The organism is Butyrivibrio sp. XBB1001 (genome assembly GCF_000424505.1).
GTDB lineage: Bacteria > Bacillota > Clostridia > Lachnospirales > Lachnospiraceae > Butyrivibrio.
Genome location: NZ_AUKA01000017.1, coordinates 25,508 through 40,040 on the forward strand (window position 1 = coordinate 25,508; position 14,533 = coordinate 40,040).

9 protein-coding genes are annotated in these 14,533 nt (G+C 42.9%); 4 read left to right on the plus strand and 5 right to left on the minus strand.

Features of this window, described 5'->3' with window-relative positions; all coding sequences use genetic code 11:
• Positions 1 to 64: 64 nt before the first annotated feature.
• Positions 65 to 1,486: an amidophosphoribosyltransferase gene (locus G631_RS0113175; protein ID WP_026489856.1), complete on the minus strand. Its 1,422-nt coding sequence runs from the start codon at positions 1,484 to 1,486 to the stop codon at positions 65 to 67.
• A gap of 311 nt (positions 1,487 to 1,797) precedes the next feature.
• Between G631_RS0113175 and G631_RS0113180 the strand changes: the two genes are divergently transcribed.
• From G631_RS0113180 to G631_RS0113190, 3 genes are read left to right on the plus strand one after another with little or no spacing between them, the layout of a single operon-like run.
• Complete coding sequence (locus G631_RS0113180) at positions 1,798 to 2,721, plus strand: AAA family ATPase (protein ID WP_026489857.1); 924 nt, start codon at positions 1,798 to 1,800, stop codon at positions 2,719 to 2,721.
• On the plus strand, positions 2,718 to 3,788 hold the full coding sequence (locus G631_RS0113185) for a DUF58 domain-containing protein (protein ID WP_026489858.1): 1,071 nt from the start codon (positions 2,718 to 2,720) through the stop codon (positions 3,786 to 3,788). The genes G631_RS0113180 and G631_RS0113185 overlap by 4 nt, the downstream gene beginning before the upstream one ends.
• On the plus strand, positions 3,691 to 6,114 hold the full coding sequence (locus tag G631_RS0113190; protein WP_155833924.1) for a transglutaminase-like domain-containing protein: 2,424 nt from the start codon (positions 3,691 to 3,693) through the stop codon (positions 6,112 to 6,114). The genes G631_RS0113185 and G631_RS0113190 overlap by 98 nt, the downstream gene beginning before the upstream one ends.
• A 36-nt stretch (positions 6,115 to 6,150) precedes the next feature.
• Here the strand turns inward: G631_RS0113190 and G631_RS21185 are convergent, their stop codons facing one another.
• From G631_RS21185 to G631_RS0113205, 3 genes are all read right to left on the minus strand, one after another.
• The gene (locus G631_RS21185; protein ID WP_196803869.1) at positions 6,151 to 6,318 is read right to left on the minus strand and encodes a hypothetical protein; all 168 of its coding nucleotides are present in this window, start codon (positions 6,316 to 6,318) and stop codon (positions 6,151 to 6,153) included.
• Positions 6,319 to 6,408: 90 nt separating this feature from the next.
• The gene (locus tag G631_RS0113200; RefSeq protein WP_026489860.1) at positions 6,409 to 7,974 is read right to left on the minus strand and encodes a 2-hydroxyacyl-CoA dehydratase family protein; all 1,566 of its coding nucleotides are present in this window, start codon (positions 7,972 to 7,974) and stop codon (positions 6,409 to 6,411) included.
• Entirely contained in the window at positions 7,967 to 9,169 is a 1,203-nt protein-coding gene (locus G631_RS0113205) for a 2-hydroxyacyl-CoA dehydratase family protein (protein ID WP_026489861.1), read from the minus strand. Before G631_RS0113205 ends, G631_RS0113200 begins: the two co-directional genes overlap by 8 nt.
• Before the next feature lie 356 nt (positions 9,170 to 9,525).
• On the opposite strand from G631_RS0113205, the gene G631_RS0113210 reads away from it, so the two are divergent.
• Complete coding sequence (locus G631_RS0113210) at positions 9,526 to 12,300, plus strand: glycoside hydrolase family 3 protein (RefSeq protein WP_026489862.1); 2,775 nt, start codon at positions 9,526 to 9,528, stop codon at positions 12,298 to 12,300.
• A 108-nt stretch (positions 12,301 to 12,408) separates the two neighbouring features.
• Here G631_RS0113210 and G631_RS0113215 read toward each other — a convergent pair whose 3' ends face one another.
• Entirely contained in the window at positions 12,409 to 14,367 is a 1,959-nt protein-coding gene (locus G631_RS0113215; protein ID WP_026489863.1) for a fructose-bisphosphatase class III, read from the minus strand.
• Positions 14,368 to 14,533: the final 166 nt, after the last annotated feature.

The following is a 14,533-nucleotide window of genomic DNA, read 5'->3' on the forward strand; positions in this document are numbered from 1 at the left end:
AAAAGCAAAAAGCCTGGAGGAGAGCCTCCGGGCTTTTTAATGTGCGCCTAGCGGCGCACGTTTCTTATTCCTTGCCACTCCAGCAATAAGTACAAAGATTGCAGGGTTCAAGTGGAATAGCTTCTATCATGTCATCAAGTCTGTGATAATGAAGTGAAGTGAAATTGAGCTCTTTTCTGATTTCTTCCAGCATAGCCTCATACTGAGGTGAATCGGGATCTGTATATTTTCTTACTGTCTCCTCATCTGGAGATGGATATCCCTCAAGCTTTTCAATAACTCGTCTTGTTATAAGTTCCATCTCTGAGTTGGAACGGGAGAAGTTAAGATACTTACAGCCATATATCAGAGGTGGGCATGCGGGACGGATATGCACCTCGCTGGCGCCACTCTTATACAAGAACTCAGTAGTCTCGCGAAGCTGAGTTCCCCTTACTATGGAGTCATCGATCAGAAGAAGGCTCTTGTTCTTAATAAGCTGATTAACAGGGAGAAGCTTCATCTTGGCTATAAGGTCTCGCCTTGACTGAACTGTAGGCATAAAGGACCTTGGCCAGGTAGCTGTATATTTTACAAAAGGTCTGGAATATGGAATTCCTGAAGTATTGGAGTAACCGATCGCGTGTGCAACACCTGAATCTGGAACGCCTGCTACCAGATCGGGATGAATCCCCCTCTGCATATCACGCTGAGCCAGCTTGGCACCGCAGTTATAACGCATCCTTTCTACGTTTAATCCCTCGTAGGTAGATGCAGGGAAACCATAGTAGATCCACAGGAAGGTACAGATACGCATATCTCCCATTCCAGGAGCAACTATCTCTACAGATTCCGGGGTGATAAATGCGATTTCTGCAGGTTCCAGCTCTCTATAGTCAATATATCCAAGATTTAAGTAGGAAAAACTTTCGAATGCGACACAGAATCCCTCGTCCTTGTGTCCAATCTGGACAGGAGTTCTGCCATAACGGTCTCTTGCAGCATAGATTCCTTCCGGAGTCATAACAAGCAGAGACATAGATCCCTTTATTATTGCCTGTGCGTAACGGATTCCTTCTACGATTGTAGATTTCTGATTAATGATAGATGCCACAAGCTCTGTAGGGTTGATGTCTCCACCACTCATCTCCAGAAAATGTGAATGGTTGTCAGTAAAGAGCTTATTGGTGATTTCATCGATGTTGTTGATTTTGCCAACAGTGGTGATGGCGTATGTGCCGTGATGTGATCTGACGATAAGTGGCTGAGGTTCATAGTCTGAAATAGAACCGATACCAAGATTGCCCTCCATCTTGAGCATATCTTCCTCAAATTTGGGCCTGAAATACGACCTCTCAATATTGTGGATAGAGCGGTCAAATCCCTTCTTCTTGTCATAAACAGCCATTCCGGCGCGCCTTGTACCTAAGTGTGAGTGATAGTCAGTTCCGTAAAAAAGGTCAAAAACTGCACTCTCACGAGATGCTACTCCAAAAAATCCTCCCATGGGATCCTCCTTGAATATGAGATTTAAAAGCGATTACGGAAAGTATCATACCACAGGGCTGACCTTTGTGGGGGAAAAAACTGTGAGAAGGAATAAAAAATATTTCAGTTTGTTATAGGTCATACAGTCTATATATGTGCCTAAACAGCTATCCAAAAAGAAGGGTAAATAATGTATAATTGAGATATAAAAATACTTTATTACAATTATTTGACTTTTTTGTGATAGATGATGATCAGTAAGAGACTGCTAAAGAGTAGGGCGCATAATAGGGGGATAAGTGTTGTAAAGGTTTTTGGAGGAGACTGGGGATGAATGACAAGGCACAAAGACTCAAAAACAGTATGCAGCAGAGAATTGTTGGTAAGGGGCAGGTCATCGACAGGGTGATCATAGCTATTCTTTCGGGAGGGCATCTTTTACTGGAAGATGTGCCTGGCGTGGGCAAAACGACGCTTGCCAAGGCACTTTCAGATTCCCTCTCTCTTTCTTTTTCAAGGATTCAGTGTACACCTGATACGACGCCTTCTGATATTACAGGCGTATCAATCTTTAGCCCGGACAAATCGGGCTTTCAGGTAATTCCAGGACCAATTGTTAATAACATTGTGCTGGCGGATGAGCTTAATAGGACTTCGCCCAAGACTCAGTCTGCCCTTTTGGAGGTAATGGAAGAACACTGCATTACTATAGATGGCAACCAGATTCCTGTTCCGGAGCCATTTATGGTGATTGGAACGCAGAACCCTGCAGAGATGGCAGGAACTTACCCTCTTCCGGAGGCGCAGCTTGACAGATTCATGATGAAGCTATCAGTGGGATATCCTGATGTTCAGGCTTCTGAGGACATGGCAAAGCGATTTCTTGATGGAAGCCTTCATCAGGAGACCCAGCCTGTTCTTAGTGGAAAAGATATAATGGAGATGAGAAGTGAAGTTGAAAGAGTTTCTATTCACGAGAATCTCAGGGCCTATGGAGTCCTTATAGTGGATGCTACCAGGAATAAGGCTGAAATATCCTGTGGCGCATCGCCCAGAGCTCTTTTGACAATGCTGCGCTGTGCTCAGGCCATTGCCTATCTGGATGACCGTGACTATTGTATTCCAGAGGATATAGCTGAGGCTGCAAAGCTAACACTTCCACACAGGCTGATACTTACTACTGAGGCAAGGCTTAGCCGTGTGACCAAGGAGGAGCTTGTCAAAAAGATTCTTGAGCAAGTGAAGGTGCCATGATTATTACTATTCACAAGAGCAGGTTGCTCATATATATTCTTGTTGTCATGTTGGGCCTTGTGTTTGCTTCCTTTTACGGAGGCCCGGTTTCTTTTGCGTTTCTTTACGCTATTTTGCTGCTTATCCCTGTTTCCGGCCTCTATATATTTGTAAATAGCATCTCCTTAAGGATATTTCAGGAGGTTGAAGTTCATAAGCTCACAAAGGGAGAGGAACACAGATTTAGCGCCATCATAGAAAATGAAGGATTTCTGCCCATTCACAGAATGAGGCTATATCTCTATGAGGGCAGGTGTGATCTGTATGAGATTGAAAACGGGCAGGAGATATCCCTCGGAATCCATGAGAGGAGAGGACTTGACTCTGGTATCAGCTGTAGATTTGCCGGGGCTTACTGCGTTGGGATAGAAAAGGTTTCCTTTGATGATCCGTTTTGTATTTTTACCTTCGAAAAAGAGATACCATATTCCTTCAGAGCTGTTGTAAGGCCACAGATAACGGATATTGCCCGTAAGGCGCTTGACCTTGAGAATCTGCATAACAGCACGGGGCTTAAGAGTGCCCTTTTATATGAGGATTCTCCTGGAAGTGACCTTAGAGCCTATCAAAGGGGCGATTCTCTTAGCTCTATTAACTGGAAGGTATCTGCAAGGCTCTCGGAACTCATGGTGAGGGTTCCTGACAGAATGGAAAAAAGATCGGTGACAATTCTGATGCAGGCGTCCAATGTGCCTGAAAGGCTTCAGGATACTGAGTTTCTTAAAAAGAGAGATTTCTTTTTGGAATTTGTTGTATCCGCGGCCTGGAGTTTTGGTCAGCAAAAGGTCCCGGTACGTCTAATATATCCAGCGGGAAAGGTAAGCCAGTTCACTGTGGATTCTTACGATAGCTTTATGGATTTTTACAATATTGTAGCAGACAGCATTTTCTACAGGTCTGAGCAGGACCTTGAAGAAATGGAGAAAATGGTTGCAGACATCAGGAGCAGGGCTTATGACAACGACACCTGGATCCTCGTCAGAGAGGACTATCAGCCTTCAGAAAGTAATTTCCTTATTTGTGGCTGAGTGCAAACTGAATTTACTGGCTCTATCCCTGATAATTACAGGGATGGAGGTTTTTCTTCTGATAATGGGAGACGAAGACTACTTTGATAGGGATAGTTTTGTCCTTCTAGTGGCCTTTTTCCTACTGTTCTTTGGCTGTCTTGACCATCTCTTTGGAATCTTTATAAAAAGATGGATGTCTGTAATTTTTTTAGTTTTCCCTGCAGCTATTTTGATCATTTTGCTAAAAGATATAGAGGATTTACCTTATACGGGCGCTTGTATTGCAGTTGCTGTGTTTGTAAGGCTTGTTCTTGCGGGGTTAGTGGCTTTCTTTGGGGATAGAGACTATGGGGATTTTATTTTTCCAGAAATTTGCATGTATCTGGTTCTTGATATTTTGGCCTTTGGATTGTATTTTTCTCTAGGCAGATTTGCTTCAAACTATCTATCTAGCAGGCTTTTATTCGTATCACTTGTTATTCTAACTCTTTCTGGATTTCAGGCTCTTATCTGCGAAAAGAAAAAGAGTTCTTTTCCATTCCATTTCTTTGTTCTGCTGGGAGTATTGACTCTTCTTTTGCCAATGAAAACAGAGCCACTTAATTGGACGCCTCTTTTAAATGCTGGATATAATCTTGTTTCTGGCATCATGGATACTATAGATGAAATGAATTACAAATTATCTGTGGCTTTTGAAAATGGTTCCTATACTGCTGGCTACAATTCTTTTGAAGCAAGGGGGAATGCGATTTCCAAGGAGGAGAAGACGCAGATAATAATTGAGTCTGATGATAAGCCCTATCTTGTTTTTACTGATAATGAAAGTGGCAAGAGGCTTAAGGTCAGGCGAACAGTTTATCTTGCTGGAGGAAGAGGGAGAGACTATGTTAATCTTGTTAGCTTTTTAAATCTTCTAAGTATAAATGAAGTCAGTAAGGACCGTGCGGCTTTATTTTCAAGGCTTTCCAAGGTAAAGCTGGAATACGCCTATTTAAATACCAGGGATGAGATTGCACCTGTAAATTCAATTTATTTATCTGCTGAGGGAAACGGTAAAAACGGTAGAAAAGAGATATCAAGCGGAATAGCAGATAAAAAGCACAGGAAAGGATATAAACTTTCTGCAAGGTTTTTGGAAATTGATTATGGAAGTCCATATCTGATAGTGCTTTTAAATGAGGCTGGTGATGTTTTCAAAGATGGTGCTACAAAAGAAAATATGCTTTCCTATGAGGAAGCTTGTAAATACTTCAAAGAGCTGTATAATGCCGGGCTTGACGAGTATATGACACAAGAGTCATATGAGGAGACGCTTCTGTCAATAAATGAGTTTGATGACTCTCTTCAGGTGGAATCTGCGGGCGAGGAAGGTGATGGACTGGAGAGCACTGATTTTCTTGATGTTAGTGGTGCCTCAGAAAAAATGACAGATCTGGCTTTTGAAATTTCTGGTAGTGCTACCCTTACAGATTATGAAAAGTGCAAGGCTATAGAGAAGTATTTGCGGCAATATCCCTATAGTACAAGTGCTCAAGGGGGATATGATCCTAAGTCAGACCTTAGCTCTGCTACAGGAATGGCCGATATTGCAGATAGATTTCTCTTTGACACACAAAAGGGTTATTGTGTACATTTTACTTCTGCCATGGTAATGCTCCTTAGGCTAAATGGAATTCCAGCAAGGGTCTCTGTTGGTTATCGATATGTTTATCCCTTTGAAACTCAGGATAGATATGAAGTGAGTAGCAGTCTTGCCCATGCCTGGCCTGAAGCCTATATAGAAGGCGCAGGTTGGATTCCCTTTGAACCTACCAGCGGTTTCCTTCCAGCAGAGGATTTTACTTGGCATAGGGTGGAAGAATCTTCTATAAAAAGTGACCAGATTAAAGAAAACCTCCAGATTCCAAGTTTAGAAGTTAAAAGTGAGCAAGATGCTGCTGAAGATCCTGAAAACGCAATACAGAGGGAAATTACTCCAAGGCTTATTAAAATTGCAGTGATAGTGGGGCTTAGCATCGCTTTCATTATTTTTTTACTGATACTGGGAACAATTGTATTCTCGAAACTGCGATACAAATTTAGTTCAGCTGAGAGAAAACTTGAAATTGATGTTCAGCAGATAAAAAAGGCAATAAGACATAGCTATGAGAAGAGTACTGGTAATGCCTTTGTGGATAGAGGCTTATTATCTGACTACGTAAGTGCTGCTCCTGAGAGCCTTAAGGGAGAGACTAAAAAGGTCTTTTCTATATATTACAGGCTCCTTTATAGAGAGGGAGAGAAAATTCCTGTATCCATAGAAGAAAGTATTTTGGCCAGGGACTTGAGACTAAAATATAAATGAAAACAAATAAATGAAAACAATTAAAGAAGACCAGCATCAAAGATGCTGGTCTCTGTCTATTTTGTCGTAATGTTTAAGTAGTATTGGTTCTATTGCCGCTGTCAGCTTCATATCAAGGTTGAAGAAGTAAACGGTAAAGGTCAGCACAAAAAATACTACAAGTACAATTGCTATTATCTTAAGTATCAGAAGAAATGTAGCCATTTCTTTTTCCTCCTATAAAAATGCTATTGTTTAAATTCCTGTGGGCATATTCCTATTTTGCCCACAAGAGGTTATAGATAAAAACTGCAATTACCAGCTCTGGTCGTCTGGAAGAATCTCAAGTGATGGATCAATAGGTTCCTCCTGCATTACAGTACGCATAAAGGAGTTGATCTGATCACGAACGCCCTGGCGGGATATGATCCTTGGATCAAAAAGGTCGTGAGATACCCATACAAGAGGGATTCCTCTTTCGCGGGCCTTTTCCTCAAACATTCCATGCATTCCGTCAAGGGCTTTACAGCTCATATGCTCCCAGAGAATGACCATATCTGCGTTGAACATCTCAACAAACTCCCAGAGTTCATCCAGTAGAACCTTGTATCCTCCGTGGGTTCTGTTTCTCATGATCATATTCTCTGTAAGCCATGCCATGTCGTAGATTGCCTGTTCTCTATTTTCAGGAGTGTCCTCTGTTACAAGCTCCTTGGTTGATACCATTGAGAGCATATCTGTAAGAGGAACGATGCCCCAGCAGTTAAGGAGCCATACGAGGAAATCCATGTAGTAGTGAGACTGAACACCCCAAACTATAGCGCGGTGACGGTATTCCTTGGCTGCCATTTTCTTTTTGGCGTAGGCCTGCCTTGCAAGCTTGGTGATCTTGGCATCTGCTTTTTCAAAGGCTGGGATTCTACCGCAGATTGCCATGTAGTTTGTCTCTGTATAGAGTGCAAGGTTAGAACCAAATACCTGTGGATATGGAGTGCGGTTCATTTCAAGCCATTCCTGGCGGCATTTTGTAAAGTAATTGACACGTTTTGCACACTCGAAATATGCATCCCAATTCCATTTGTGGCCAGTGTGTTTTTCTACGAAAGCGATGGCATTTCTTATCTCCTGTGCAGCGTAGTCCTGAACGTCGTCTTCTCTGTGACGAAGTGGGGCAGCAAGCTGGAATACAGGAATGCCATTTTCTTTTTCAAGTCTCTGTGAGATAACGCCGTTTCCAAGAAGTGAGCCGTCGCAGGTGGTGTTACACTGGATCGCGCAGGCACCCAGGATAGGGGCATCATCATCGATTGATACTCCGGCTTCTGCCTCAGGCATAGGGCAGACATCACCAGCAAGGCCAAACTCCTGAGCTACATCTATGTAGTGGCAGGCAGCGCGCTGGTTTAGAAGTACTGAAACGTAGGTAGACGGAGTCTCACGGCTTAAGACCTTAAGATCAGGAAAGCCCATCATTACTGCTGTCATCTCGTTTTCATCAACCAGAACAACCTTATCTGAAAACTTTTTGTCGTTGCCGATACGTCTGTCGCCTCTAAAGAGGGAATCCAGAAGATTAGCTACGTCTTTGATAACAAGGTCCTGCTCAGTATGACAGATTCTGAGGTACTCACCTCTAAGCCCCTGAGTGTGTCTGTCGACCATCATAGGTACTGCAAGATAATTGGCCATCCAGCGATAGCGGAACATGGCCTTGACGTTTCTGGGCTTCATAACGAACTTGCCCAGAGTCATCATGATCCAGAGCCATCTGGAGTAATCGTACATTGTATCTCTAAAGCCTCGCCATTCACGACGCTTGCGGACTCTTGAACCTTCTTTATAAAAATCGCCTAATCTGTCGGCGCCAATCTGTTTAGCCATTTTCCCCACCTCTCTGGATCTTTTTGATTTCAATACTCTCGACAAAGGCCTGAACTCTTGTCTGCATCTGTCCTGAAGTACCGATTGAATATGGCCTGTCAACTGCAAGGACAGGGTATCCATATTTGTCCCTTAAAATAGTAGAGCCCATCATCTTTTCATAGGCCCAAGGGTCGCAGAATTTCATCTGCTCATAGATAATGCCGTCAGCCTTGTACTCTTTTGCCAGCTGGTCTACGTATTCGCGGCGGTGATCCATTTTGTGGGTGTTCATGAATCTTGGACATTCTCCTTTATTCATGTATGCTCTGCAGACCTGAGTGAGAGCGTCTTCTTCATCATTAAGTTCAATTGGATTTCTGCCAGGAAGAGAGCCGTAGCAGTAACGGTCTGCGCAGACATATGCCCCGCAGTCCTCAACTAGCTTTATGAAATCAGTATCGTCAATCTCTGAGCCGGCTACAAGGACTCTTGCTCTGAATTTGCTATTATCATCAGGCTCTCTTGTCTTTAATTCCTCAAGAGTTTCCTCTAATTTGTCTATTAAAAGATATTTTGGAGCCACGTAAGTTGCCAGTGTTATAACTGCAAACTCATAACCAGTGATCCTTGGCTTTTCATCTTTTCTAAAGTCGCCTATGGCGCGGATCAGCCTGCAGATACGGTTGTGATCCTCCACTGACTTTCTGATTGCTGCATCAGAAATGTCTATGCCATATTTTTCGTTTAGTGGCTTTAAAATATGGTTGCGGCACTGTACTACATATAGATTAAGACCGTTATCGTCGGCCTTCATTGGTATTTCCATGTACTCGAAGAAGAACTTCTCTTTGCCACCGCCAAGGGTCTTTAAAAGTTCCATATTCTCTACACAGCGGTTCATCATGGAACAGCCATCTGGCGTGATCATACAATCGGCAAAGTTAAAGCCGCCTTCAATAGCGCGCTCGAGGAGAGCACGAGAGTATTCACATAAAAAGCTGGTCATATAATATGTGGAAATATCAAGAGATCCTGTTCTGGGTGCACGCAGTCTTGCAGAAAAACACCCTTCAAGATTAATAAGAGGTTCAGGAACATTTTCACAGGTGTATGCCACACAAACCTTTGAATCTGCCTGAGCCTTTTGAACGAGTTCATTATTTGCTTCTAAGAGAAGATTCTCAAAGAAGATCAGATGCCTTAAGTCTTTCACTTTTCCCCCTACCCCAAAAATTAATTAGAAATTTAAATAGTGTAATAATAGTCTATAGTACAGCATTATTAGTGTCAATTAATAAAGCTTACAAAAAATCAATACCCAAAATAAATAAAGTGACTAAAAATATGGTGTAAAATAATGCAAAATAGATTAGTTATCGAAACATTTTTTAAGGAAAGGTTAACTAAGAAAAGGCCAAAATATTATTGAATAGTACCATATACTATTGTAAGCAACTTAGGATATCATAGGTAAAGTGCGTTTATTAGAGATTAGCAAAATAGCCTTATCAATATAAATGTGTTTAAGAATCAATGAGAGTTGGCTGAGGTTGAAAGTAGGAGAATGTTATGAGTAAAATCTGGGATTACAAAAAGTTTCAGGAAGTCATCCGCGCTGCAGCTGCGGAAGGAATAGTTCTTTTGGAGAACGAGGGGAATGTTCTTCCTCTTAAAAAGAATGAGAAGATTGCAGTATTTGGCAGAAGCCAGATGAATTATTACAAGAGTGGAACAGGGTCAGGCGGCATGGTAAATGTTGACTATGTTGTTGGAATCTATGAAGCCCTGGAAAATTCAGGATATTTTAAGATCAGTAAGACTGTAAGAAAGGCCTACGAAGAGTTCGTTAAGGAAAATCCTTTCGACACAGGTATAGGATGGGCTGCTGAGCCATGGTTTCAGAAGGAAATGCCTCTTACAGAAGATTTTGTAGAAGAGGCAGCTAAAGAGTCTGGAACTGCTATTTTTATCATCGGAAGAACAGCAGGTGAGGATCAGGACAACAAGAATGAAAAGGGTAGTTTTCTTCTGACTGATGAGGAGAGGGATGCTCTGAGCAAGGTCTGCAGAGCTTTTGATAAGACAGTAGTTCTTTTAAACGTAGGAAATATCATCGATATGAAGTGGGTAAAAGAGATAAAGCCTGCTTCTGTTCTCTATGTATGGCAGGGAGGTCAGGAAGGTGGAAATGCTGTATTTGACGTACTAAGCGGCAGGGTAAATCCATCAGGTAAGCTTCCTGATACGATTGCAGCTAACATAAGCGACTATTCATCTACAGAGAACTTTGGCTCTGACAAGGAAAACTATCAGACTGAGGATATCTATGTAGGATACCGCTATTTCGAGACCTTTGACAAGGAAAGCGTGCTGTATCCTTTTGGTTATGGTCTTTCTTATACAAGCTTTGATATTGCGCCAGGAGCATTTTCTTTTGACAAAAAAGATGGAGTATCCCTGGAAGTTCTGGTTCGCAATACTGGAGATGTAGATGGTAAGGAGGCTGTACAGGTTTATGTAGAGGCTCCTATGGGCAAGCTAGGCAAGGCAAGCAGAGCCTTATGTGGATTTAATAAGACAGATCTTTTACGCAAGGGAGATTCCCAGAGGATTAGCTTTGAGATACCTCTGTACTATCTTGCATCCTATGATGATAGCGGTGTTACAGGTCATAAGTCCTGCTATGTGTTAGAGAATGGTATATATAACATATATATCGGAAGCGATATAAGAAGCGCTAAGCTTGCGGGCTCTTTTACTGTTGAAAAGACTGAAGTTGTGTGCTCCTGCGAGGAGGCATATGCGCCAATCTATGATTTCAAGCGCCTTAAGGCGGTTTGCAAGGATGGAAGTGTAGAAAAGGCCTATGAGAAAGTTCCTGTAAGAACAGTTGACCCAAATAAGAGAAGCAAGGACAGACTTCCTAAGGCACTTCCCTTTACAGGAGATAAGGGCTATAAGCTTGTGGATGTGGAGAATAAGAAGGCTTCCATGGATGAGTTTATTGCACAGCTTTCAGATGAAGATCTTTGCTGCATGATGAGAGGCGAAGGAATGTGCTCTCCTAAGGTAACTGCCGGAATCGCAGGAGCCTTCGGCGGAGTTACAGATAAGCTTGCTGCATTTGGAATTCCTGTTGCGGGCTGCTCTGATGGCCCATCTGGAATTCGTATGGACTGCGGAACTCATGCATTTTCTCTTCCAAACGGAACCTGTCTTGCCTGCACCTTCAACGAGGAGCTTAACGAACAGCTCTTTAACTGGGAAGGACTTGACCTTAGAAGATATAGGATTGATGCCCTTTTGGGACCTGGTATGAACATTCACAGAAATCCTATGAATGGTAGAAACTTTGAGTATTTCTCAGAGGATCCTTTCCTTACAGGTAAGCTTGTGGCAGCACAGCTGCGTGGACTTCACAAGTATGATGTAACTGGTGTTATCAAGCACTTTGCTGGAAACACACAGGAGTTTAAGAGACATCACGTTAATAACATTGTTTCTGAGAGAGCTCTTCGTGAGATTTATTTAAAGGGCTTTGAAATCGCAGTAAGAGAGGGTAATGCCAGAGCAGTGATGAGCACCTATGGCCCTGTAAATGGCATCTGGACTGCCAGCAGCTATGATCTTCTTACTACTATCCTGCGCGGAGAGTGGGGATTTGATGGCATTGTAATGACAGACTGGTGGGCTATGGGCAATAACTTTGCAGGAGATGCTGGTGATTACAAGAATGTATCCTCTCAGGTTCGCGCTCAGAACGACCTTAACATGGTAAATGGAAATGCAGAGACTAACTCAAACGGAGATGACCTTGAGAAGGCTCTGCAGGATGGAAGACTTTCAAGAGCAGAGCTTGCAAGATGTGCAGAGAATATCCTTAGATTCCTGCTAAAGAGCCCAGCTTACAGACACCTCTTGGGAGAAGAGTCAGAGCTTGATGAGGAATTAAAGAGTGCAGTTACTGCGGAGGATGTACGTCTTCAGGAGATAATAGATGTAAAGATGCCTGGAAATGAGGTTTCTCTGGATACATCTCTCATAAAGACAGGAAGAGGAGATGAGACAACATTTCTTTTAACTGAAGTTAAGAGAAGCGTTGTTGAACTGGAGCTTGTGCTTAAAGCTGATGATCAGCCTGATGTGGCACAGCTTCCTATTTCTATCTTCCAGGATAAGGGCCTTGTACAGACTGTTACACTTACAGGTATGGACAGAGACTGGAAGACAGTGAAGGTTACTCTTTTCCCTTCTTATATTGGAACTTTCTATCTTAAGTTCTTCCTGACTCAGGGCGGACTTTGCATTAAGTCTGCAAAGCTTAGGGTTGTAGAGGAACTGTAATTTAATTTGATGAATTAGTTTGGAGATTCAAATACCATATAATACAAATTTAGTTCTAGCTGCAGGATTAATCCTTCCTGGATTGATCCTGCATTTTGCTATATTACCTTACTCCTTCTCAGCAAGAAGTCCTGTCCTGTAGGCATTTAAGAGCTTTTCAAGCTGAGCAATAGTTTCCTTGATGTTCTGGCCGATATCAGTGTCTGCCACGGTCTTTCTCTTGTCCACATGCTGAACCAGCACAGTGTCAGAGTGAATGTCACTTCCGGTCTCCACCGCCTTTTCAACAGATTCAAAGGGCTCATGGGCCGCAAGTAGGAATCCATAGGAATTGTAGGTCAAGGTATAGCCTGCAATGCCGGTCTTGGGCTGATAAGCCTTGGAAAATCCGCCGTCAATAACGATAAGTCTTCCGCCACACTTGATAGGAAGCTCACCCTTCTTGGCTTCCACAGGCACATGGCCGTTTACAATGCGGCTTTCAGGAGAAGTAAGGCCAAATTCACTCATGATCATATTTATTGTTTCTTCATCGTCATACCAGCTGTAATAGGGATTTTTCTTCTCTTCATGAGTCTCCTTCTCTGCGATAAAGTAGCGCTCAAAGGTAGCCATTTTATTCTTACCAAATACAGGAGAATTCTCATGGCACCAGGTGTACCACAGCATATCCATTCCAAGCTGCTTCTCATCAGGGTCAAGAGCGTAGTAGCCCTTCCTTAGGATCTTCTCAAGCTCGTCGTACAGGGCCTTGCCCTTGTATTTGTGGCCGCAGAGCTCAATTTCCTTGAGCTTGCCATCATCTGTAAGCGGAACACATCCATGATACAAAAGGTTATTGTTATATACCTTATATAAACTTCCCTTGCGGAAAAGAAATCTCACGTGCTCCTGAAGCTTCTCGCACCTGATAAAGCCGTTTCGCAGCTTTTCCATAACTTCTGCTTCTTCAGGGGACAGGGCATAAGGGTCCGCAGGATCAATTGTGGGGAAATTTGTGTCAAGGAGCTTGTATAGAGTTTCCCTAATTCTGACCACGCCTCTCTCAAGATCCATCTTATCAAGAAGAAGCCTGTCCTCCATGTGGAACTCGGGATGGGCCTTAATAAGCTGCCCCTCCACCTTAAACTGTATTACTGCAATTGCCTTGTGCATCTTGCGGTCAATATCTGCGTTGGAAAGGTCATACTCGCCCTCTCTGTAATGCAGTTTGAAACAGTCGCAGGGGTCATCTTTGTAGGTATCAAGAGCAAACTTGAAGAGTGGGAGAAGGTTTATACCATATCCATCCTCCAGAATATCAAGATTTCCGTATCTTGCAGAGAAACGCAGAACTGTCGCGATGCAGGCAAGCTGACCAGTGGCTGCGCCCATCCATACTATATCGTGATTTCCCCACTGAATATCAACGCTGTGGTGGCGCATAAGAGTATCCATGCACAGGTGTGGCCCTGGGCCTCTGTCATAGATATCTCCTACAATATGAAGGTGATCCACAACAAAGCGGGTAATAGCATTGGATAGCGCCACAATGAGCTCAGGCGCCTTGCCAATTCTGATGACTGTATGGATTATTTCGTTGTAATAGGCTTCCTGATTGCCCAGATCCCTTCGCCCTGTGATAAGCTCTTCGATCACGTAGGCAAAGTCCTTGGGAAGAGCCTTTCTAACCTTGGACCTTGTGTACTTGCTGGCTGCGCTCTTACACACCTGTATCAGGCGATTTATCATGACAACATACCACTCATCCATGTTCCAGGTGGTATTTTTGATCATTCTGATGCGCTCTTCCGGGTAATAGATTAAAGTCGCAAGATCTCTTTTCTCTTTTTCGGAGAGCATATTGCCAAATTCCTCGTCAATCTTGCGCTTGACTGCACCAGATCCGTTTCGAAGCACATGGGCAAATTGCTCATATTCTCCGTGGATATCCGACAGATAGTGCTCTGTGCCCTTTGGAAGGCTGAGTATTGACTGAAGATTTATGATCTCCGTAGCTGTCGTTGCTACATTTGGAAACTGATTAGATAAAATCCTAAGATACTGAGCTTCTAAATTACTTCCCATGTAATCGTCCTGCCACTCAAAATGTGTTTAAATACACTTAACACATCGAGAAATTGAAGTCCTCACGGATACTTCTTACTGCTTCAACGTGCATGCTTTGGCGATTGCAAGCAATACGCTACTCACAAGTTCTTGTACACTCCACAGTCGTAAATTCCTGCGATAG

What these genes read in the sequence shown, in the direction of transcription:
- G631_RS0113185 (WP_026489858.1), top strand. Translation starts at nt 2,718, where the DNA reads ATGATTATTACTATTCACAAGAGCAGGTTGCTCATATATATTCTTGTT.
- G631_RS0113180 (WP_026489857.1), top strand. Translation starts at nt 1,798, where the DNA reads ATGAATGACAAGGCACAAAGACTCAAAAACAGTATGCAGCAGAGAATT.
- G631_RS0113215 (WP_026489863.1), bottom strand. Translation starts at nt 14,367, where the DNA reads ATGGGAAGTAATTTAGAAGCTCAGTATCTTAGGATTTTATCTAATCAG.
- G631_RS0113210 (WP_026489862.1), top strand. Translation starts at nt 9,526, where the DNA reads ATGAGTAAAATCTGGGATTACAAAAAGTTTCAGGAAGTCATCCGCGCT.
- G631_RS0113175 (WP_026489856.1), bottom strand. Translation starts at nt 1,486, where the DNA reads ATGGGAGGATTTTTTGGAGTAGCATCTCGTGAGAGTGCAGTTTTTGAC.
- G631_RS0113200 (WP_026489860.1), bottom strand. Translation starts at nt 7,974, where the DNA reads ATGGCTAAACAGATTGGCGCCGACAGATTAGGCGATTTTTATAAAGAA.
- G631_RS21185 (WP_196803869.1), bottom strand. Translation starts at nt 6,318, where the DNA reads ATGGCTACATTTCTTCTGATACTTAAGATAATAGCAATTGTACTTGTA.